Annotated in this window: 23 protein-coding genes; 11 read left to right on the top strand and 12 right to left on the bottom strand. The window is 59.0% G+C overall.

From position 1 onward, the window contains the following. Positions 1-45: 45 nt before the first annotated feature. Positions 46-1,104, bottom strand: a complete 1,059-nt coding sequence (locus tag JTJ32_RS09535) for a PA0069 family radical SAM protein (RefSeq protein WP_210041883.1) — start codon at positions 1,102-1,104, stop codon at positions 46-48. A gap of 220 nt (positions 1,105-1,324) precedes the next feature. Here JTJ32_RS09535 and JTJ32_RS09530 point away from each other — a divergent pair, with 220 nt between their 5' ends. Both JTJ32_RS09530 and JTJ32_RS09525 read left to right on the top strand, forming a co-directional pair. Beyond that, the gene (locus JTJ32_RS09530) at positions 1,325-1,555 is read left to right on the top strand and encodes a hypothetical protein (RefSeq protein WP_083181094.1); all 231 of its coding nucleotides are present in this window, start codon (positions 1,325-1,327) and stop codon (positions 1,553-1,555) included. Positions 1,556-1,620: 65 nt separating this feature from the next. Continuing rightward, on the top strand, positions 1,621-1,908 hold the full coding sequence (locus JTJ32_RS09525; protein ID WP_210041882.1) for a hypothetical protein: 288 nt from the start codon (positions 1,621-1,623) through the stop codon (positions 1,906-1,908). A gap of 63 nt (positions 1,909-1,971) precedes the next feature. Here the strand turns inward: JTJ32_RS09525 and JTJ32_RS09520 are convergent, their stop codons facing one another. Both JTJ32_RS09520 and prlC read right to left on the bottom strand, forming a co-directional pair. Continuing rightward, on the bottom strand, positions 1,972-2,259 hold the full coding sequence (locus JTJ32_RS09520; protein ID WP_099230989.1) for a YheV family putative zinc ribbon protein: 288 nt from the start codon (positions 2,257-2,259) through the stop codon (positions 1,972-1,974). Continuing rightward, positions 2,256-4,343 carry an oligopeptidase A gene (gene prlC, locus JTJ32_RS09515; protein WP_184322437.1) on the bottom strand — a complete coding sequence of 696 codons (2,088 nt, stop codon included), beginning with the start codon at positions 4,341-4,343 and terminating at the stop codon, positions 2,256-2,258. Before prlC ends, JTJ32_RS09520 begins: the two co-directional genes overlap by 4 nt. A 76-nt stretch (positions 4,344-4,419) precedes the next feature. On the opposite strand from prlC, the gene JTJ32_RS09510 reads away from it, so the two are divergent. Further along, the gene (locus tag JTJ32_RS09510; RefSeq protein ID WP_210041880.1) at positions 4,420-4,968 is read left to right on the top strand and encodes a gamma carbonic anhydrase family protein; all 549 of its coding nucleotides are present in this window, start codon (positions 4,420-4,422) and stop codon (positions 4,966-4,968) included. Positions 4,969-4,991: 23 nt separating this feature from the next. Continuing rightward, a complete protein-coding gene (locus tag JTJ32_RS09505; protein ID WP_210042200.1) occupies positions 4,992-5,645 on the top strand; it encodes an HAD family hydrolase in 654 nt (217 codons plus the stop codon). 154 nt (positions 5,646-5,799) lie between these two features. Here JTJ32_RS09505 and JTJ32_RS09500 read toward each other — a convergent pair whose 3' ends face one another. Continuing rightward, entirely contained in the window at positions 5,800-6,855 is a 1,056-nt protein-coding gene (locus JTJ32_RS09500) for an aminopeptidase (RefSeq protein ID WP_210041878.1), read from the bottom strand. A 93-nt stretch (positions 6,856-6,948) separates the two neighbouring features. Here JTJ32_RS09500 and JTJ32_RS09495 point away from each other — a divergent pair, with 93 nt between their 5' ends. Then, positions 6,949-7,362: a PA0061/PA0062 family lipoprotein gene (locus tag JTJ32_RS09495; RefSeq protein WP_210041876.1), complete on the top strand. Its 414-nt coding sequence runs from the start codon at positions 6,949-6,951 to the stop codon at positions 7,360-7,362. On the opposite strand, the gene JTJ32_RS09490 is transcribed toward JTJ32_RS09495, so the two are convergent. Further along, positions 7,363-7,596, bottom strand: a complete 234-nt coding sequence (locus tag JTJ32_RS09490) for a DUF1161 domain-containing protein (RefSeq protein ID WP_099231006.1) — start codon at positions 7,594-7,596, stop codon at positions 7,363-7,365. Positions 7,597-7,744: 148 nt separating this feature from the next. Then, on the bottom strand, positions 7,745-8,176 hold the full coding sequence (locus JTJ32_RS09485; RefSeq protein WP_099231008.1) for an OsmC family protein: 432 nt from the start codon (positions 8,174-8,176) through the stop codon (positions 7,745-7,747). A gap of 214 nt (positions 8,177-8,390) precedes the next feature. On the opposite strand from JTJ32_RS09485, the gene JTJ32_RS09480 reads away from it, so the two are divergent. After that, a complete protein-coding gene (locus JTJ32_RS09480) occupies positions 8,391-9,392 on the top strand; it encodes an LLM class flavin-dependent oxidoreductase (protein WP_099231010.1) in 1,002 nt (333 codons plus the stop codon). Positions 9,393-9,525: 133 nt separating this feature from the next. Here the strand turns inward: JTJ32_RS09480 and JTJ32_RS09475 are convergent, their stop codons facing one another. Further along, a complete protein-coding gene (locus JTJ32_RS09475) occupies positions 9,526-9,750 on the bottom strand; it encodes a DUF1161 domain-containing protein (protein WP_099231012.1) in 225 nt (74 codons plus the stop codon). 145 nt (positions 9,751-9,895) lie between these two features. Then, the gene (locus JTJ32_RS09470) at positions 9,896-10,114 is read right to left on the bottom strand and encodes a dodecin (RefSeq protein ID WP_004882494.1); all 219 of its coding nucleotides are present in this window, start codon (positions 10,112-10,114) and stop codon (positions 9,896-9,898) included. 166 nt (positions 10,115-10,280) lie between these two features. Between JTJ32_RS09470 and JTJ32_RS09465 the strand changes: the two genes are divergently transcribed. Further along, the gene (locus JTJ32_RS09465; RefSeq protein WP_099231014.1) at positions 10,281-10,607 is read left to right on the top strand and encodes an ElaB/YgaM/YqjD family protein; all 327 of its coding nucleotides are present in this window, start codon (positions 10,281-10,283) and stop codon (positions 10,605-10,607) included. On the opposite strand, the gene JTJ32_RS09460 is transcribed toward JTJ32_RS09465, so the two are convergent. Then, positions 10,608-11,564, bottom strand: coding sequence for a LysR family transcriptional regulator (locus tag JTJ32_RS09460; protein ID WP_099231016.1), 957 nt, complete (start codon positions 11,562-11,564; stop codon positions 10,608-10,610). 79 nt (positions 11,565-11,643) lie between these two features. On the opposite strand from JTJ32_RS09460, the gene trpB reads away from it, so the two are divergent. From trpB to JTJ32_RS09445, 3 genes are all read left to right on the top strand, one after another. Continuing rightward, positions 11,644-12,873: a tryptophan synthase subunit beta gene (trpB, locus tag JTJ32_RS09455; RefSeq protein WP_099231018.1), complete on the top strand. Its 1,230-nt coding sequence runs from the start codon at positions 11,644-11,646 to the stop codon at positions 12,871-12,873. Then, a complete protein-coding gene (gene trpA, locus JTJ32_RS09450; RefSeq protein WP_099231020.1) occupies positions 12,870-13,682 on the top strand; it encodes a tryptophan synthase subunit alpha in 813 nt (270 codons plus the stop codon). The genes trpB and trpA overlap by 4 nt, the downstream gene beginning before the upstream one ends. A gap of 125 nt (positions 13,683-13,807) precedes the next feature. Continuing rightward, a complete protein-coding gene (locus tag JTJ32_RS09445) occupies positions 13,808-14,281 on the top strand; it encodes an anti-virulence regulator CigR family protein (protein WP_099231022.1) in 474 nt (157 codons plus the stop codon). A 169-nt stretch (positions 14,282-14,450) separates the two neighbouring features. Here the strand turns inward: JTJ32_RS09445 and JTJ32_RS09440 are convergent, their stop codons facing one another. From JTJ32_RS09440 to JTJ32_RS09430, 3 genes are all read right to left on the bottom strand, one after another. Next, positions 14,451-15,275 (bottom strand): alpha/beta fold hydrolase, encoded by an 825-nt coding sequence (locus JTJ32_RS09440; protein WP_099231024.1) that lies wholly within the window; start codon positions 15,273-15,275, stop codon positions 14,451-14,453. A 226-nt stretch (positions 15,276-15,501) separates the two neighbouring features. Then, positions 15,502-15,834: a DOPA 4,5-dioxygenase family protein gene (locus JTJ32_RS09435; protein WP_210041875.1), complete on the bottom strand. Its 333-nt coding sequence runs from the start codon at positions 15,832-15,834 to the stop codon at positions 15,502-15,504. A gap of 31 nt (positions 15,835-15,865) precedes the next feature. After that, complete coding sequence (locus JTJ32_RS09430) at positions 15,866-16,816, bottom strand: choline sulfate utilization transcriptional regulator (protein ID WP_210041874.1); 951 nt, start codon at positions 16,814-16,816, stop codon at positions 15,866-15,868. Between the two features lie 114 nt (positions 16,817-16,930). On the opposite strand from JTJ32_RS09430, the gene betC reads away from it, so the two are divergent. Continuing rightward, positions 16,931-18,436, top strand: a complete 1,506-nt coding sequence (gene betC / locus JTJ32_RS09425) for a choline-sulfatase (protein ID WP_099231042.1) — start codon at positions 16,931-16,933, stop codon at positions 18,434-18,436. Positions 18,437-18,449 lie beyond the last annotated feature (13 nt).

The following is an 18,449-nucleotide window of genomic DNA, read 5'->3' as shown; positions in this document are numbered from 1 at the left end:
TGCGACCGCTCTGGAATGCGGGTTTGCACGATAGTCCCAAATTCGTTACAGCAATGACATCTGGCCGCCCGGAGGGCAAAACGCATCGCAATCCAGAACCAAGCTTTCACGTCTGTTCAGTCCCAGGCGTTTGACCGCCATGGTGTAGCGTTGAGCAAGCAGGTCTGCAAATGGACCTTCACCACGCATGCGAGTGCCGAACTGGCTGTCGTAAAGCGCACCGCCCCGGCTCTGGCGGATCAGACTCAGCACATGATCGGCGCGCTGGGGATAGTGCGTCTTTAGCCATTCGTCGAACAATGGCGCCACTTCAAGGGGCAGGCGCAGCATCACATAACTTGCACTCAGCGCACCGGCCGCCTTGGCCTCGTTCAGCATTGCTTCCAGTTCACTGTCGTTGATCATCGGAATCATCGGCGCACAGAGCACACCCACCGGCACCCCGGCCTGACGCAACACCTTGATCGCCCTCAGCCGCGCCCTGGGTGCTGCCGCCCTGGGCTCAAGAATGCGCTTGAGCTCGTCGTCCAGCGTCGTCAGGCTGATGAACACCGATACCAACCGCAGCCTGGCCATTTCCGCCAGCAGATCCAGGTCACGCAGAATCAGCGAACCCTTGGTGATGATGCTCACCGGGTGACGATAGCGCAGTAATACCTCCAGCGTGGCGCGGGTGATCCTGTGTTCGCGCTCAATGGGCTGATAAGGATCGGTATTGGCACCCAGCGTGATCGGCGCGCAGCGATAGCCGGGTTTCGACAGCTGTTGTTCCAGCAACGCGGCCGCGTTGGTCTTGGCGATCAGCTTCGTCTCGAAATCCAGCCCCGGCGACATGTCCCAGTACGCGTGGCTGGGCCTGGCGAAGCAGTAGATGCAGCCGTGTTCACACCCTCGATAGGGATTGATCGAGCGATCAAATGGAATATCCGGCGAGGTATTGCGGGTGATGATGCTCTTGGCGGTCTCGAACGTGACCGTGGTGCCCTGAGTCATCGGGACTTCCTGATACCAGCCATCGTCCTCGGCAACGGAACGGCTGGGCGCGAAACGGTTATGCGGATTACTGGCGGTGCCGCGCCCGCGCAGGGGAAGGGAGTTGGACATCTGACATGACCCGAATACTGTTTATACATACAGTAAACTAAAATCACAGAATACCCGACCGGTATGACCCGAAAACCTCGGTCTGCTGACCAGCGGTAAGACCGCCCTGTACGTTCGCCCACCTGTCATTTCTGTCAGTAGACGACTTTATCGACCAGGCATAGCTTGATCGAATGCCAGATCGGTTGACCCTGGCAACGTGCCTGACGAAGAGGTGGGTATGGCCAAATACGTGGTTCGGTTGTCAGCAGACGATTTGAATAAAAAGAAGTACCCCGAAATTTCTGCCGAATTGTACGAAAACAAAATCCTCATCAGCTCTGTTTTACTCACGCTGGACACCCGTCAGGAGTGCGAACTCGACATCAGGGGTGATGAAGACATAGCCGAAATACTGATTGAGCTTGCTCGCTCATTCAAAGAAAAAATCGTTGAGTTGTCGGAAGGATAGAGCGCGCTCGTCAGAAGTGCCGTGATACCGCTCCAGACGAAATCAAGAAACAGGAGATCAAGGAAATGGCTACCTATGAGGTCAGATTGTCTATTGCCGAAATTGAGGGCGATGACACCCCTGAAGTAATCGTAGAGTTCTGGAACAGCGAGCTTCCCAATCGAAAGCCAGACCAGAAGGGCGACACCGAATTTACCGCGTTCGTGACAGCCCCGGCAAAAGGGGCACCTTATGACACGGTTAAAAGTAAGGCGGACGTCGATGGCAATCAAAAAACCGACGCTGCAGACGACGAGATATTGCTTGAACTGGTCAATGCCTTCATGAAAATGGATCTTTCCATAAAAAGCTGAGCATCGAGCTCCAGAGCATCAGGGCTTTGAAAAAGCCCTGATGCATCCTGTAATCGAGGCCGGTCAGCTCGGATCTACCGGCTTCTTCAACTTCGGATTCGGAAAGAACTGCACGCCCTGCACCTTCGGATCGGCGGGCTTGACCGCCACCTTGTTGACCCGAGTGCCCAACTCTTTCGGCACCGAAAGCCCTTGCTCGTTGAGCGTATCGCTGTAGCCGCAGTTCACGCACTCACGGTGCGGAACCTCGTCCTCGCTCCACATCATCAACTTGTCCGGCTCGCTGCACGCGGGGCAGACCGCACCGGCGATGAAGCGTTTTTTGGTAACGACCGCAGGTGTATCGGTCATGCTGCCGCGTCCTCACTCAAACCACTGTGGCGCAAGAGTGCGTCAATCGACGGCTCGCGTCCGCGGAAGTCGACGAACAGCACCATTGGTGCCTGCGAACCGCCACGGGCCAGAATCGCTTCGCGGAAGGCGCGACCGGTTTCGGCATTGAGCACGCCGTCTTCCTCGAACTTCGAAAACGCATCAGCCGAAAGCACTTCAGCCCACTTGTAGCTGTAGTAACCCGCTGCGTAGCCGCCCGCGAAGATATGCGCGAAGCTGTTGGGAAAGCGGTTGTAGGCGGGCGGGCGCATGACCGATACTTCGTCGCGAATACCTTCCAGTACCTGCAGCACACCGCGGCCATCTCCATGAGTGGCGTGCAGTTCGAAGTCGAACAGCGAGAACTCCAACTGACGGACCATCATCAGGCCGGAATGGAAGTTACGTGCAGCGAGCATCTTCTCCAGCAAGTCCTGCGGCAGCGGTGCGCCGGTTTCGTAGTGACCGGAGATGAGCGCCAGGCCTTCCGGCTCCCAACACCAGTTTTCCATGAACTGGCTTGGCAGCTCGACCGCGTCCCATGCCACGCCATTGATGCCGGATACACCGGCGTGATCAATGCGGGTCAGCAGGTGATGCAGACCGTGGCCGAACTCGTGGAACAGCGTGGTGACTTCGTCATGGGTCAGCAAGGCAGGCTTGCCGCCGACGGCCGGGGTGAAGTTGCAGACCAGATTGGCAACCGGGCTCTGCAGAGTGCCTTCAGCGGTGCGACGACGGTCGCGGGCGCCGTCCATCCAGGCACCGCCACGCTTGTTGGCGCGGGCGTACAGGTCGAAGAAGAAGCGGCCGACGTGCTGACCGTTTTCCTTGATTTCGAACAGACGAACGTCCGGGTGCCAGGTGTCGAAGCCTTTCTGCTCGGCGATTTCGATGCCGTACAGACGCTGAACGATAGCGAACAGGCCGCTCAGCACCTTGTCGATCGGGAAATAGACGCGCAGGGCTTCCTGGGAAACGCTGTAGCGCTGCTCACGCAATTTTTCGCTGTAAAATCCGCTGTCCCAGCTTTGCAGATCCGGACAGCCCTGTTCGGCGGCGTACGCCTTGAGCTCTTCCAGATCCTGTACGGCAAACGGCTTGCTGCGCTTGGCCAGATCGCGCAGGAAACTCAGCACCTGATCGCTGGACTCGGCCATTTTGGTCGCCAGGCTCAGTTCCGCGAAGTTTGCGTAACCCAGAAGCTGGGCCAGTTCCTGACGCAGGTCGAGGATCTGCTCCATGACCGGGCCGTTGTCGTTCTTGCCAGCATTCGGGCCTTGATCGGAGGCGCGAGTGCAGTAGGCCGCATAGAGTTCTTCACGCAGGGCGCGGTCTTCGGCGTAGGTCATCACCGCGTAGTAGCTCGGGAATTCCAGGGTGATCAGGTAGCCGTCCAGCCCCTTGGCCTTGGCGGCCGCAGCCATCTGCTGCCTGGCCGAGTCGGTCAGGCCGGCGAGAGCGGATTCATCGGCGACCAGCTTGGTCCAGGCCTGAGTGGCGTCCAGCAACTGGTTGGAGAACTGGCTGCCCAGTTCCGACAGCTTGCTCTGCACCTCGGCATATCGTTTCTGCTGCTCGGGCGGCAGGTCGATACCGGACAGGCGGAAATCACGCAGCGACTGTTCCAGAATGGTCTTCTGGCCAACGTCGAAATTCGCTGCTTCCGGACTATTGGCCAGCGCCTCATAAGCCTGGAACAGCTCGCGGTTCTGACCCATCTCCGTGGAGTAGGCGCTCAATGCAGGCAGGCAAGACTCATAGGCTTCGCGCAGTTCGGCGCTGTTGCACACGGCATTCAAATGGCTGACCGGGCTCCAGGCGGCGCCGAGACGATCATTCAGCTCGTCCATGGTCAGTACCAGTCCGGCCCAGGTCGGTGTCGATCCCTGTTTGGCGAGAATGTCGGCAATTGCAGCGCGGTTATCCGCCAGAATCTGTTCGATGGCAGGTTTGACATGCTCGGCACGGATCGCCGAGAAGGGTGGCAGGTCGTACGATTGCAGAAGCGGGTTGTTCGCGCTCACGGTTTTGCACCTTGGCTGGAAGAAACACTCCTGCATCTTAATTACAATCGACGCCGACCGCAGCATCGAAACCCGCTTCACTCACCTATCACTGCCAAAGAAGGAGCCTATCGTGGCCATTCGCAAGTTTCAGGACCACACACCATCCCTCGGCGAACGGGCCTTCGTCGACCATTCGGCGGTGGTGATCGGCGATGTGGAAATCGGTGCCGACAGCTCCATCTGGCCACTGACCGTGGTGCGCGGCGACATGCACCGCATCCGCATCGGTGCCCGTACCAGCGTGCAGGATGGCAGCGTGCTGCACATCACTCATGCGGGACCGTTCAACCCCGACGGGTTTCCGCTGCTGATCGGTGATGAAGTGACCATCGGCCACAAAGCCATGCTGCATGGCTGCACCATCGGTAACCGTATCCTGATCGGCATGGGCTCGACCATCATGGACGGTGCAGTGGTGGAAGATCAGGTGATCATCGGCGCGGGAAGCCTGGTGCCGCCGGGCAAGGTGCTGGAAAGCGGCTTCCTGTATGTCGGCCGCCCGGTCAAACAGGTGCGGGCGCTGACCGAAAAGGAAATCGCATTCTTTCCTTACAGCGCGACCAACTACGTGAAACTCAAGGATCAGCACCTGGCAGAAGGCTTTGACCAGCCATGCTGAAGCATGTGCAGTTCGAGGCGCCCATGCATTACCAGAACATTCTTTTCGACCTCGATGGCACGTTGACCGACCCGCGTCTGGGCATCACCCGCTCGATCCAGTTCGCGCTGGCCCGGCTGGGTATCGACGAGCCGGATATCACTAAACTGGAACATTTCATCGGTCCGCCGTTGTTGCAGGCATTCATGCAGTTCTACGACATGGACGAAGCGCGCGCGTGGAAAGCCGTCGGCTTCTACCGCGAGCGCTTCCGTGTGACAGGGCTGTATGAAAACGAAGTGTTCGACGGCATTGCCGAACTGCTTGAAACGCTGGGTCAGCAGGGCAGACGTCTCTATATCGCCACATCCAAGCCTTGGGAGTTCGCCCGGGAAATCGCCCGGCATTTCGATTTTGCCAGGCACTTCATCGTGATTTACGGCAGCGAACTGGACGGCACCCGAACTGACAAGGTCGAACTCATCGCCCACCTGCTCGCCGAAGAAAAACTCGACCCGGCGCACACCCTGATGATCGGCGACCGCAAACACGACCTTATCGGCGGCATCCGCAATGGGCTGGGCGTTGCGGCGGTGGGTTACGGGTTCGGCAGCCATGAAGAGCTGACGGCGGAAAATCCCACGTATCACTTTGCGACAGTGGCCGAGTTGCATCGAGCTTTTGTGGGCAAGCCTTGATGTGACGCAACTCAACGGACTGTGTGAGGCGGCTTGTCGGCAAGACGTTTTCTGAAGCGATATATCAGTAACTGAACGGGCACCATCGCCGGCAAGCCGCCTCCCGCAGGGTATGCATTCAGTCAGGCACTTTCGTTTCGGCTCTGGTGCGCGCTCACGGCATCAATCGCTGCAACGCCGCCTTGCGTGATTCAGCAGGCAAGCCACCGAGCTTCTCCACTGCCTGGAAGAACGCTTCCCAGTCGCCATTCACGTGTTTGAATAACGCTTCGAACGCAGGTACCCATTGATCATAAAGCCCGAAGGGCAGCAGTTTGGCGTTGTTCATCGGGCTGTTGATCCAGCCGTCGAAGCGTTTGTCGCCGCCCCATTGCCCGTCGCGCAGTTGTCGATAGTCGCGGCGCAAGCGTTCGAACTCGGCGGCCTTGCGTTCACGCATTACATCAGGCGTCAACGGCTGGCGGTAAAGGGTTTTCAGACGCTCGCGTGTGTCGAGCACCAACTGGATGAACTGATCGCGTCGCCTGGACTGCGAGACACTCTCCGGTGGCAGGCCACGGGCTTCTCTCCACTGACGCGTGCCTTCCTGCTCGACGAAGCTGGCGTACGATTCGTTGAATTCCGTGTCGTTTTTCACATAGAAGCGCTGATGCGCCAGTTCATGAAAAATCAGCGTGGCCAGTCGCTCGTCGCCCCAGCCCAGCATCGTGCTCAGGATAGGGTCATTGAACCAGCCCAATGTCGAATAGGCTTCTACGCCACTGAGGTACACGTCCTTGCCTGCCTGACGCTGCAACGCGGCTTCACCGCGAGCACCTCCAGGGCTGTAATAGCCACGGTAGGCCACGCAACCGGCAATCGGAAAACAGTGCGTAACGGGATCGAGGGAGAACTCGTCAGTGGCGAACACGTTCCATACCACGTAAGGACGGCCCAGATCGGCATACAGACGGTAACTCTTGTTGTCCGGCAGATGCAGGTGTTGGCTGGCAAAGGCGCGGGCCTTTTGCGACAGGGCCAGGTGAGCACGAAGCGTTGGATTGCGACCGGGATCGGCGATGATATCGTCCACCGGTTCGCGGGCCTGCAAGAGTTGCCACTGCCCCTGCGCCAACTGACCGTAATAGGCCACGCTGGAACAGCCACCGAGCAACAAAACCGCCAGTACCGGCAAAACCTGCCAAAGGCGTAAAACAATGAGTCGTGGCATACACAGCCTTCAAATCGGAACACAGTGCTGTTATGCAGGACAGACAAGACCGACGCAACTAACATCGCCGCCGGTTCAGAAACGGAGCACAGCATGCGCGTCATGACACTGATTCTTGCCCTCACCACCCTTGCCGGGTGCGCCGGTCCATTACCTGTCGTTGACCCGAACATGGCGTGGGTCGATCTGCGCACCATCACCGGCAAAGTGGTGATGGCCGACAAGCTCGACGGCAAGAACACGTATGACGGTCGTTACTTTCAGGTCACGCCTGGCAGCCATTCGCTGCAGGTGCGTTACGACTATGAATACCGATACGGCAGCCTGGGTCTGATGGGCGACGACTACACCGAGATCACCTGTTTCGTGGAGATCGATTACGCGCATTTCGCTGCGGGGCAGCGCTATGTGCTTGAGGTGAGGTCACTGACCAACGATGTCGATGCGTGGCTATATGACGCTGACCGCAAGGTGGTCGCAGAGGAAGGGAATGTTCACTGCATCTGATCAGCGATCATTGCGCTGATAGATGATTTTCTTTGTGCCGTTCTCACAGCTGCCCACGACCATGTTCGGGTCCTGAACCTCGTCATTGGTGACGATTTCCAGTGTGTAGGACGTGACATTGTTCGCCTGGATCCGCGCCTCGATTTCGTCCTTGAGTTCATCACAGGACTTCGGGGCTGCTACAGCATTTACAGCCAGCAGTGTACAGGCCACTGCCAAAGCAAAACGTTTCATGCCTGACCCTCATTGACGACACACAGCCAACCGAAAAACCATAGGTGGGAAGCGGCTTGCCGACGAATCAATAGCCTGACCAATCCGGCAACAGCTGGATTGACGCTATCGTCGGCCAGCCACCTCACATGAAATCCGAACGACCGGATCAGCTCAACAGGGTAGCGTCGAGCGTGATGTTGGCGTTCAGCACCTTGGACACCGGGCAGCCTTCTTTGGCTTTGGTGGTCAGTTCGTCGAACTCTTTCTGGGTGATGTTCGGCACTTTGGCCTTCAGGATCAACTTCACAGCCGTGATCGCGAATCCACCCTCGACCTGATCCAGAGACACTTCGGCGTTCGTGTCGATGCTATCGGCAGTGAAGCCTGCATCACCCAGAATCATCGACAGCGCCATCGAGAAGCAGCCAGCATGCGCCGCGCCGATCAGTTCTTCCGGGTTGGTGCCTTTGCCGCCTTCGAAGCGGGCCTTGAAGCCATACGGATGCTCGCGCAGTGCTGCGGTTTCAGTCGAGATGCTGCCGATGCCGGTTTTCAGATCACCGGCCCAGTGTGCCGATGCTTTCTTGACGATGCTCATGGTCGCTCCTTGAAGGAATGGATTGAGTCTTTTGCAAGTGACAAGATTCTGAGGATAGACGGCACTGGAAAGTTCAAACTGACTAAAGACCTAGTATTTAAGTAGGTTTTTTCCGGTTCATCTATTGAAACACCAGCCTTGTGCCCGCACTGTTGTTTCATCGTGGGCAGCTCCTTGAGCCGACCCAACACAATTCGAGGAGCTACCCCGGCCTATGAAACGTCTGGCAGATGTAAAAATTTCCACCCTGGATCTGGTGCCCGTGCGCCACGACAAAGGCCCCGCCGATTCCCTGCGCAACTCGCTGAATCTGGCGCAACACGTCGAGAAACTGGGCTACAACCGCTTCTGGGTTGCCGAACACCACAACATGGACGGCATCGCCAGTTCGGCAACTTCGGTGCTGCTGGCGTATCTGGCAGGCGGCACGTCGACCATCCGGGTCGGCGCAGGCGGGATCATGCTGCCCAACCATGCGCCACTGGTGGTCGCAGAACAATTCGGCACCCTGGCCAGCCTGTATCCGGACCGGATCGATCTGGGTCTTGGCCGTGCGCCAGGCTCCGATCAGATGACTGCCCGTGCGCTGCGTCGCGAGCGTTCCGGCAGTGCCGATGACTTCCCGGATGACGTGACCGAATTGATGGAATACCTGGGGCCGCGTACAGCTGATCAAAAAGTGATCGCTGTGCCGGGTTCGGGTACTCAGGTGCCGATCTGGCTGCTGGGCTCAAGTCTGTTCAGCGCGCAGCTGGCGGGCATGCGTGGCTTGCCGTACGCCTTCGCTTCGCACTTTGCGCCGCGTTACATGCATGAAGCGATTCGCGTCTATCGCAACCACTTCCAGCCCTCGGCGGTGCTCGACAAGCCTTACGTGATGCTGGGCGTGCCGCTGTCGGCCGCAGAGACTGACGAAAAGGCCGAATATCTGGCGACATCGGTGTATCAGCGCATTCTGGCGCTGATGCGTGGCCACAGCCTGATGCAGCGCCCGCCCGTGGAGTCCATGGATGGCCTGTGGCTGCCTCATGAACGCGAAGCGGTGGCGAGCTTTCTGGGGCTGGCGATGGTCGGCGGGCCGGACAAGATCCGCGCCAAGCTGGATGTGCTGCTTGAACAGACCGACGCCGATGAACTGATCTTCACCTGCGACATGTACGAGCATGAAGACCGTCTGCGGTCCTACGAGATTCTGGCGCAGGTCGCACGCGGCTAAGCACCTTGCTGCACAGAAACGGAAAAGCCCGCGCCACCCGCTGAATAATTGTTCAGCGTGTGGAACGGGCTTTTTTACAGCGTGAACACGGGGTCGAGCAACGGGCTGGATTTACATCGAGCCGGCCTGACTATCAACCGCGCTTGTAAACGATTTCCTTGGCGCCACCTTCGCAGGTGCCAACCACTTGCTGATCAGCGGCACTGCCTTTCTCGACCACTTCAAGCGTGTAGGAAGAAACGCCCTTGGCCTGAAGCTTGGCGTCGATTTCGCTTTTCAGTTCGTCACACGGCTTGCCTGCCGCCAGGGCGGTGCCCGCGATGCTCAACAAACATGCTGCCAACAAAATCTTTTTCATGGGTATCCCCTCTCGTCCGGCCAAATAAAGACGCCATCGGAACAGGCGCCCATTAAATCCCTACGCCCACATGTGAGCCATGATGGCTCATGTAAGTGTGTAGCGCAGGTTATGGCAATCGGCCAGCCGAAAGGTTCAGGGACGATCAGCTACGTTCGATGCGAAAGCCCACTTTCAAAGTGACCTGGTAGTGGCCGACTTTGTTGTTATCGACAATGTGGCCACGGGTTTCAGTCACTTCGAACCACTCAAGGTTCTTGATGCTCTTGCTGGCTTCAGCCAACGCGTTCTGGATGGCGTCTTCGACTGTGGTGGTGGACGATCCGACGATTTCGACTTTCTTGTACGTGTGATGATCACTCATGGCAGTTCTCCTGAAGGTCTGGGAACACGTCGTTAAAACCAACGCTCCAGACTTCTGTCAGGAAAAAGCGGGTAAAAGTTCAGACTTTGCAAAATGGCATCGCACTTTCCAATACGCCCGCAGTCGGAATCATCACACGCCCACTCATCATTGCAGGAGAAACACCATGGCTAGTAATTCACTTCGCAAGGCCTCGTTGCAGAGTATGGAAGCGGAGATCGAGAGCCTCTTGAAGTCTCTTGAAGGTCTGAAAGCCGACGCCACTGACGAGTCGCGCAAGACCCTGAAAAATCTCAAGGCCAATGCTGAAAGTGCTCTGAGCCATTCGCGCAGCCTGCTCAGCGATGTCTACGAAGACGTCAAAGAGAAAACCCGCGAAAATGCGCTGGCCACTCGTGACTATGCTCAGGAACACCCTTGGACCACCGCTGGCGTCGCTGTCGGTGCCCTCGGCCTGCTGGCAGCCTACCTGCTGTGCAAGCGCGGCAACTGATCAGATTCTGATCGGGTCTTCAGACCGCAGCAGCTCATTTTTCAGCCATTGAGCCAACTGCTGCGCACGGCCATCGGCCACACGTCTGGGTACCCACAACGCCAGTTGCGCCGGGGTTTCACTGAAGCCCCATGGCGCAACCAGGCGTCCGGCCCTGAGGTCATCGACCACCAGCGGCTCCGGCGCGATTGCGATTCCAAGGCCTGCCACGGCCGCCTCCAGCAAATAATACAAATGCTCGAAACCCTGTCCGAACCGCAATGATTGCGGATCGATTCCGTTGTGCTGCGCCCAGCTTGGCCAAGCCTGCGGTCGAGAGGTGGTCTGTAGCAGGGATTCTTCCAGCAGTGCCTTCGCGGGCGCATTTCGCAGGCTGTCGAAGCGCGCGAAGCGTGGGCTCAGCACAGGGCCGATTCGCTCGCTGGCCAGCTCGAACACCTGCATGTCGGCAGGCCAGGGCGGTTCGGCGAACACCAGCAAGGCGTCAAGACCGGGACGACGCGGGTCCAGATCGCCTTCACCTGCCGACAGGTGCAGGCGCAGATCCGGCAACTCGGCATTCAAACGACTGAGGCGCGGAATGAACCAGCGCGCCAGCAGGCTCCCGGAACACCCCAGCACGAACGGTGCATCGGCGCTGCCCTGGCTCAGTTCAGCACACACATTGCGCAACCGATCAAATGCTTCACCACTGGCATCACGCAGCCGGATGCCTGCATCTGTGAGTTTCAGGCCGCGTCCATCCTTGCTGAACAGATTGACGCCCAGGTGCTCCTCGAGCAGCTTCAACTGACGGCTGACGGCGCCGTGCGTAACGTGCAGTTGCTCGGCCGCCTGACTGACACTGCCCAGGCGGGCGGTGCTTTCAAAGGCGCGCAAAGCATTCAACGGTGGAAGATCGCGGCTCATGATCTGTGAGTTTTCCTGACAGGTTGTGGCGATCTTATCGGTTTTCATCCGGGCGTGCGCTGGTTAAAGTGGACTCATTGCCAGACCGGCTCATCTCATTCGTTTGATATACCCACTGGAGCACTTCATGACCCAGACCAATTTGCGCAACGGCCCCGACGCCAACGGCCTGTTCGGCTCCTTCGGCGGCCGCTACGTCGCTGAAACCCTGATGCCGCTGGTTCTCGACCTGAACCGCGAGTACGAAGCCGCCAAGGCCGACCCTGAATTCATCAAAGAGATGGCGTACTTCCAGCGCGATTACGTGGGTCGTCCAAATCCACTGTATTTCGCCGAACGCCTGACCGAGTTCTGCGGCGGTGCGAAGATCTATTTCAAGCGCGAAGAGCTGAATCACACCGGCGCGCACAAGATCAACAACTGCATCGGCCAGGTGCTGCTGGCCAAGCGCATGGGCAAGAAACGCCTGATCGCCGAGACCGGTGCAGGCATGCACGGCGTTGCCACGGCGACCGTTGCTGCACGTTTCGGTCTGCCTTGCGTGATCTACATGGGTGCTACCGACATCGAGCGCCAGCAGGCCAACGTGTTCCGCATGCGGCTGCTAGGCGCCGAAATCGTCCCGGTCACTTCCGGCACCGGCACCCTGAAAGATGCCATGAACGAGGCCCTGCGTGATTGGGTCACCAACGTTGAAGACACCTTCTACCTGATTGGCACCGTGGCTGGCCCACACCCGTATCCGGCAATGGTGCGTGATTTCCAGGCCATCATCGGCAAGGAAACCAAAGAGCAGATGCTGGAGAAGGAAGGGCGTCTGCCTGACAGTCTGGTCGCCTGCGTCGGCGGCGGTTCCAACGCGATGGGCCTGTTCCATCCGTTCCTGGATGACGCCAGCGTGGAAATCATCGGCGTGGAAGCGGGCGGTCATGGCGTCGAGACCGACAAGCACGCGGCCAGCCTCAACGGCGGTGTTCCGGGCGTGCTGCACGGCAACCGCACCTACCTGCTGCAGGACAAGGACGGGCAGATCACCGATGCCCACTCGATTTCCGCAGGCCTGGACTATCCGGGTATCGGCCCGGAGCACGCGTTCCTGCATGAAGTGAAGCGCGTCGAATACGTGAGCATCACCGATGAAGAAGCCCTGGACGCTTTCCATCAGTGCTGCCTGCTCGAAGGCATTATCCCGGCGCTGGAAACTGCCCACGCCCTGGCTGAAGCCATGAAGCGCGCCACCAACCTGCGCGACGACCACCTGATGGTCGTGTGCCTGTCCGGACGCGGCGACAAAGACATGCAGACTGTCATGAACCACATGGCCGCTGCCGAAAAGACTCAGGAGATGCTGGTATGAGCCGCCTTGAACAACGTTTTGCCCAGCTGAAAACCGAAGGTCGTGCGGCTCTGGTTACTTTCGTCACCGCAGGCGACCCCGGCTATGACACCTCGCTGAAAATCCTGAAAGGCCTGCCGGCTGCCGGTGCAGACGTGATCGAACTGGGCATGCCGTTCACCGATCCGATGGCCGACGGCGTTGCCATTCAGTTGGCAACCCTGCGTGCGCTGGATGCGGGTCAGACCCTGCCGAAAACCCTGCAAATGGTTCGTGAATTTCGTGTCGAAGACCAGACCACGCCTATCGTGCTGATGGGTTACTACAACCCGATTCACCGTTTTGGCGTCGAAGCGTTCGTGGCTGAAGCCAGGGAAGCGGGCGTCGATGGCCTGATCATCGTCGACCTGCCGCCTGAACACGACGCAGAACTGGCGACACCGGCACAGGCTTCCGGTATCGACTTCATTCGTCTGACCACGCCAACCACAGACGATGCGCGTCTGCCACGCGTACTGGAGCGCAGTTCCGGCTTCGTTTACTACGTGTCGGTCGCAGGTGTGACGGGTGCGGGTTCGGCGACCACCGAACACGTTACCGAGGCCATCGCGCGCCTGCGTCGTCACACCGACCTGCCGATCAGCGTCGGGTTTGGTATTCGTACGCCAGAGCAGGCCGCTGCCATTGCACGTCTGGCCGATGGCGTGGTGGTGGGTTCGGCGCTGGTCGACAAGATCGCCACTGCCGAGTCGCCGGAGCATGCGGTGGATGGCGTGCTGACCTTGTGCGCCGCATTGGCCGAGGGCGTACGTAACGCCCGCGTCAGCTGAGGGTAAAGATTCCGATACAGAGGAATCAAAGCGCCAGCAGCGGTTCTACATAGCAAGACACAAGGGGTTCATGACCAGGTCATGAACCCCTTTTTGCTGCACAGCGTGGAGCCGAGGAGCATCCCATGAAACTGCCAAACCGCATCATCACCGGCCTGGGTATCCTGATGATCAGCGCCAGTCCGCTGCTCCAGGCCGCACCGCCCGATCAGCGTGGCAACGGCCCGGACGACAATCGCGGCGGCCACCAGCAAGGCCCGCGCGACAACGACGGCCCCGGCAATCGCGGCAATGGCAAAGGCCCGGGGCCAGCCAGTCACGACAATCGTCGCGGCCCGCCACAGGACTTCGGGCCGGTGCGTGAGACCTTCCAGCAACACCGTGACGTTATTGGCCGTGGTCAGCCGCTGCCTCCCGGCATTCATATCGCCAAAGGCCGACCATTGCCGCCAGGCTACGGCAAACGCCTGGACCCTCGCTCGCTGCAATTGCTGCCGCATTACGACGGGTATGAATGGCGTCGACTGGGCACCGATGTCGTGCTGATCGCCGTCGGCTCGGGAATTGTCTATGCGATTCTGGACGGTGTACTGAACTGACCCGGCAACTTCGCGGACAAGTGCGCCTCCCAAGCCGAGCACACCAGATGGGAGTGGACTTGTCCACGAAGAAGCCAGGACATCCGATCCAGATACAGCGCTTGGAACAAAGTCTTCGCGGACACGTCCGCATCCCACGCAGGGCGCGCATTTCAACGTGGGAAAGACACTACGCAGTCTTTTGATGCAGCCCGGCCAGAAACGCCATCAGGGCACCCGAGACGAACGCCGGGTTTTCCAGATTGGCGATATGCCCGGCCTCTGGTACCAGCACATAAGGACAGCCAATCAGGCGGGCCATCTCGCGGGTTTCCGTTGGCGGCCTCGGAATGTCGGCGTCGCCGCACATGATCAATGTGGTATCGGCATCCAGCTGATGCAGGAGCCCAAGCCGGTCCTCGCGTCCGAAAATGATACGTCCGACCGGCACCACGATCTGGCGCAGTTGCTCCGAGCTCATGCTGGCCAGTGCGGTTCTCAGTCCCTGGCACACGGGCGACTGCGGGTCGATGCCGGGGCGGAAGAAGATCGGCACCACCACGTCCAGCAGTTGTTCGGAAAAGCTGCCTGCAGCTTCCACTTTGTCGAGCAGGGAGAAGTAGTAGGCTTTCATGGCCTCTGATTCACTGCCCAGATAGGTGTCCATCAGCACCAGACCGTTGATGCGCTCGGGCGCGGAAAGCGCAGCGATTGCGCCCCACATGCCGCCGACCGACAAACCGATAATGGTGCAGCGCCTGATGTTCAAGTGGTCGAGCAATGCCAGCGCGTGGCGGGCGAAATCGCTCAGGTTCCCGGTGCCGTCAGGAAACGCACCGGATTCACCATGCCCCCATAGGTCAGGCACGATCACACGATAATGACTGGCCAGAAGGTCAATCTGCGCGCTCCACATGTTCCGGTCCCAGAGATAGCTGTGCCCGAGTAAAAGAACCGGCCCGCTGCCTTGGTCAGAGTAGTGAAGCTTCTTGCCTTCGATGATTAGATCCGGCATCTCTCATGATCCTCTGTCTTGGTCTCTCAGCATTCAGCGCAGGCCGGAAGCGTGGCCTGCAACTGCCCCTGATGCCTGATACACAGGCAAATGAATGATCACTTTTCGCTGATCTGCACTTCAACGGACCGAGCGGTCACGTTTTTTGGCGGGGCCATGTTACACCGCAGATTTTGGCTGACGGTCGACATAGCATCATGGGGAGAAAGACCCGGTGCCGGGCTTGTCAGTCGTCGAAAACGCTCAGGTCCAGGGGCCGCACCGCGCCCATCCAGATGGCATGCTCGGTATGATCGAGTCGCTCATTGCCTGTCAGCGGATGGGTGAACACCACCAGACCGTTGCGGTTAAGCGCCAGCCAGAGCATCAGGTCGGCCAGCTGCGCATGTCCGAACGCCAACTGACAGCTCCAGTCCGGGTGCGGGCCGACGCGTTTCTGATGAACCCGTCCCATCTTCACGGCAAACTTGTCAGCGGCTTCTTCACACAGGGCACGCGCCTGCTCGAGCGTGTTTGCATCGAAATAAACGTGGGCGTGATAATCCTGAATACCCGCCATGAGCGTCCTCCTTAACCTGAAAATAATCCGATCACACCGCAATGAAAGGCAACGGCCTGCCCGTCAGAGAAACACCGCTCAGCGCCTGCTCGCGGGTCAACCAGTCGACGAACTGCTGGACGATCTGCACACGGCGTTTGCGCTGTGGCAGCACCACGTAGTACCCGTAACCGGACACCGCCGAAGCCGCGACAGGACGACACAGCAGGCCCTGCTCGAGTAGATCGTCGATCAGATGCCGCCAGCCGATGGCCACGCCCTGGCCGCCAATCGCAGCCTGGATCAGCAGCGTGTAGTTGTCGAAACGCAATTGTCCTGGTGCCGGTGACTGGGGTATGTCCAGCGCCCGAAATACGCCGCCCCAATCGAACCAGTTGTTGTTGCTTTCACCGCGCAAGTGCAGCAACGGAAACTCACGCAAGGCGTCGTTGGGCAAAGGCAGTGCTCGACCTGCAATCAACTGTGGGCTGCATACTGGAAATACTTCCTCGCTGAACAGCCAATGACTTTCGCCCTGCTTGAAGCGCCCATCGCCGAACAGCACAGCGACGTCGATATCCGGGCGCAGCATGCTATGGGTACGCTCGCTGGTCACCAGGCTGACGTCCACGTCCGGATTGACCTTGTGAAAACGGTGCAGTCTGGGCATCAGCCAGTAGGATGCAAAAGCAAAATCCGTGGCGACCTGAAGCACCTCATGCTGCCCCTGGTCAGTGATCGCCACCAGACCGCTCTCGATGGACTGCATGCCAGTCTGTACATGACTGAACAGGACCTCGCCCGCTTCGGTCAGCTCGATGCCCCGATAGATGCGATCAAACAGTCGCGTCGCCAGTTGTTCTTCCAGACGCTTGATCTGCTGGCTGACCGCAGGCTGCGTGGTGCCCAGTTCGATGGCGGCTGCCGTGAAGCTGCGCAACCGGGCCGCCGCTTCGAACGAGCGCAACAGATCCAGCGACAGATAACCGAGCAATTTATACATAAGCTGAGCTTATCCTAGACATCTCTTCATATGGGCTTTACCACAGCTACTGTGGCCTTCATTCTCGTTACCGGCACTTTCGCATAACTCTTCACTATGGGATGCAGCGATTACATGAAGCGCAAAAATATTCTGTTCATCATGGCCGATCAAATGGCCGCGCCGATGTTGCCGTTCTACGCCCCCTCGCCGATTCTGATGCCGAACCTGTCCCGCCTCGCCGCTCAAGGCGTGGTGTTCGATTCGGCGTATTGCAACAGCCCGCTGTGTGCACCCTCGCGGTTTACGCTGGTCAGCGGCCAGTTACCCAGCAAGATCGGCGCGTACGACAACGCTGCCGATTTCCCGGCTGACGTTCCGACCTACGCTCACTACCTGCGGGCTCAGGGCTACAAGACGGCACTGGCCGGCAAGATGCATTTCTGCGGACCGGATCAGTTGCACGGCTACGAAGAACGCCTCACCAGCGACATCTACCCGGCGGATTACGGCTGGGCCGTGAACTGGGACGAGCCGGACGTACGCCCGAGCTGGTATCACAACATGTCGTCAGTGCTGCAGGCCGGGCCCTGCGTACGCACCAATCAGCTGGATTTCGATGAAGAAGTCGTCTTCAAGGCGCAGCAGTACCTTTATGACCACGTGCGCGAGGACGGCGATGCGCCGTTTTGCCTGACGGTCTCGATGACCCACCCCCACGACCCGTATACCATCACCCGACCGTTCTGGGACCTATACGACGACGTCGAGATACCGATGCCGCCGCTGCACGCCAATCAGAGCGCGCTGGATCCGCATTCGAAACGCCTGCTCAAGGTCTATGACCTGTGGGACAAACCCATGCCGGCGCACAAGATCCGCGATGCGCGACGCGCCTACTTCGGCGCCTGCAGCTACATTGATATGAACGTCGGCAAATTGATGCAGACGCTTTCCGAGGTAGGGCTGGCCGAAGACACCATCGTGGTGTTCTCCGGCGATCACGGCGACATGCTGGGCGAGAAGGGCCTCTGGTACAAAATGCACTGGTTCGAGATGGCCGCGCGCGTGCCGTTGGTGGTGTACGCGCCTGGCCAGTTCAAGCCACATCGCGTGAAAGCCTCAGTGTCCACCGCCGACCTGTTACCGACCTTCGTCGATCTGGCCGACGGCAAGCTCGACAAAGGGTTGCCGCTGGACGGTCGCTCCCTGCTGCCGCACCTGAAAGGCAAGGCCGGTCACGATGAAGTCTTTGGCGAATACATGGCCGAAGGCACGACCAGCCCGTTGATGATGATCCGTCGCGGCGCCTACAAATTCATCTATTCGGAGCAGGATCCCTGCCTGCTGTTCGATGTGAAGAATGATCCGGAGGAACTGGAGGACCTGAGCCAGTCACCTGACTATCAGCAACTGTTCAACGACTTCCTGGCCGAAGCACGGGCCAGATGGGACATACCGGCGATACACCATCAGGTGCTCGCCAGCCAGCGCAGGCGGCGCTTCGTCGCCAAATCGCTGGCAACCGGCAAGCTGAAGAGTTGGGATCACCAGCCACTGGTCGACGCCAGTCAGCAATACATGCGCAACCACATTGATCTGGACGATCTGGAGCGCAAGGCACGTTATCCGCAACCCTGACCCTGCCCACACC

This window comes from Pseudomonas alliivorans, assembly GCF_017826695.1.
Taxonomy (GTDB): domain Bacteria; phylum Pseudomonadota; class Gammaproteobacteria; order Pseudomonadales; family Pseudomonadaceae; genus Aquipseudomonas; species Aquipseudomonas alliivorans.
This window is presented reverse-complemented; position numbering and strand designations above follow the sequence as displayed.

Excerpts from the sequence above, each read along its gene's own strand:
- JTJ32_RS09535 (WP_210041883.1), bottom strand. The coding sequence starts at position 1,104 with ATGTCCAACTCCCTTCCCCTGCGCGGGCGCGGCACCGCCAGTAATCCG.
- JTJ32_RS09530 (WP_083181094.1), top strand. The coding sequence starts at position 1,325 with ATGGCCAAATACGTGGTTCGGTTGTCAGCAGACGATTTGAATAAAAAG.
- JTJ32_RS09525 (WP_210041882.1), top strand. The coding sequence starts at position 1,621 with ATGGCTACCTATGAGGTCAGATTGTCTATTGCCGAAATTGAGGGCGAT.
- JTJ32_RS09520 (WP_099230989.1), bottom strand. The coding sequence starts at position 2,259 with ATGACCGATACACCTGCGGTCGTTACCAAAAAACGCTTCATCGCCGGT.
- prlC (WP_184322437.1), bottom strand. The coding sequence starts at position 4,343 with ATGCAGGAGTGTTTCTTCCAGCCAAGGTGCAAAACCGTGAGCGCGAAC.
- JTJ32_RS09505 (WP_210042200.1), top strand. The coding sequence starts at position 4,992 with ATGCATTACCAGAACATTCTTTTCGACCTCGATGGCACGTTGACCGAC.
- JTJ32_RS09500 (WP_210041878.1), bottom strand. The coding sequence starts at position 6,855 with ATGCCACGACTCATTGTTTTACGCCTTTGGCAGGTTTTGCCGGTACTG.
- JTJ32_RS09495 (WP_210041876.1), top strand. The coding sequence starts at position 6,949 with ATGCGCGTCATGACACTGATTCTTGCCCTCACCACCCTTGCCGGGTGC.
- JTJ32_RS09490 (WP_099231006.1), bottom strand. The coding sequence starts at position 7,596 with ATGAAACGTTTTGCTTTGGCAGTGGCCTGTACACTGCTGGCTGTAAAT.
- JTJ32_RS09485 (WP_099231008.1), bottom strand. The coding sequence starts at position 8,176 with ATGAGCATCGTCAAGAAAGCATCGGCACACTGGGCCGGTGATCTGAAA.
- JTJ32_RS09480 (WP_099231010.1), top strand. The coding sequence starts at position 8,391 with ATGAAACGTCTGGCAGATGTAAAAATTTCCACCCTGGATCTGGTGCCC.
- JTJ32_RS09475 (WP_099231012.1), bottom strand. The coding sequence starts at position 9,750 with ATGAAAAAGATTTTGTTGGCAGCATGTTTGTTGAGCATCGCGGGCACC.
- JTJ32_RS09470 (WP_004882494.1), bottom strand. The coding sequence starts at position 10,114 with ATGAGTGATCATCACACGTACAAGAAAGTCGAAATCGTCGGATCGTCC.
- JTJ32_RS09465 (WP_099231014.1), top strand. The coding sequence starts at position 10,281 with ATGGCTAGTAATTCACTTCGCAAGGCCTCGTTGCAGAGTATGGAAGCG.
- JTJ32_RS09460 (WP_099231016.1), bottom strand. The coding sequence starts at position 11,564 with ATGAAAACCGATAAGATCGCCACAACCTGTCAGGAAAACTCACAGATC.
- trpB (WP_099231018.1), top strand. The coding sequence starts at position 11,644 with ATGACCCAGACCAATTTGCGCAACGGCCCCGACGCCAACGGCCTGTTC.
- trpA (WP_099231020.1), top strand. The coding sequence starts at position 12,870 with ATGAGCCGCCTTGAACAACGTTTTGCCCAGCTGAAAACCGAAGGTCGT.
- JTJ32_RS09445 (WP_099231022.1), top strand. The coding sequence starts at position 13,808 with ATGAAACTGCCAAACCGCATCATCACCGGCCTGGGTATCCTGATGATC.
- JTJ32_RS09440 (WP_099231024.1), bottom strand. The coding sequence starts at position 15,275 with ATGCCGGATCTAATCATCGAAGGCAAGAAGCTTCACTACTCTGACCAA.
- JTJ32_RS09435 (WP_210041875.1), bottom strand. The coding sequence starts at position 15,834 with ATGGCGGGTATTCAGGATTATCACGCCCACGTTTATTTCGATGCAAAC.
- JTJ32_RS09430 (WP_210041874.1), bottom strand. The coding sequence starts at position 16,816 with ATGTATAAATTGCTCGGTTATCTGTCGCTGGATCTGTTGCGCTCGTTC.
- betC (WP_099231042.1), top strand. The coding sequence starts at position 16,931 with ATGAAGCGCAAAAATATTCTGTTCATCATGGCCGATCAAATGGCCGCG.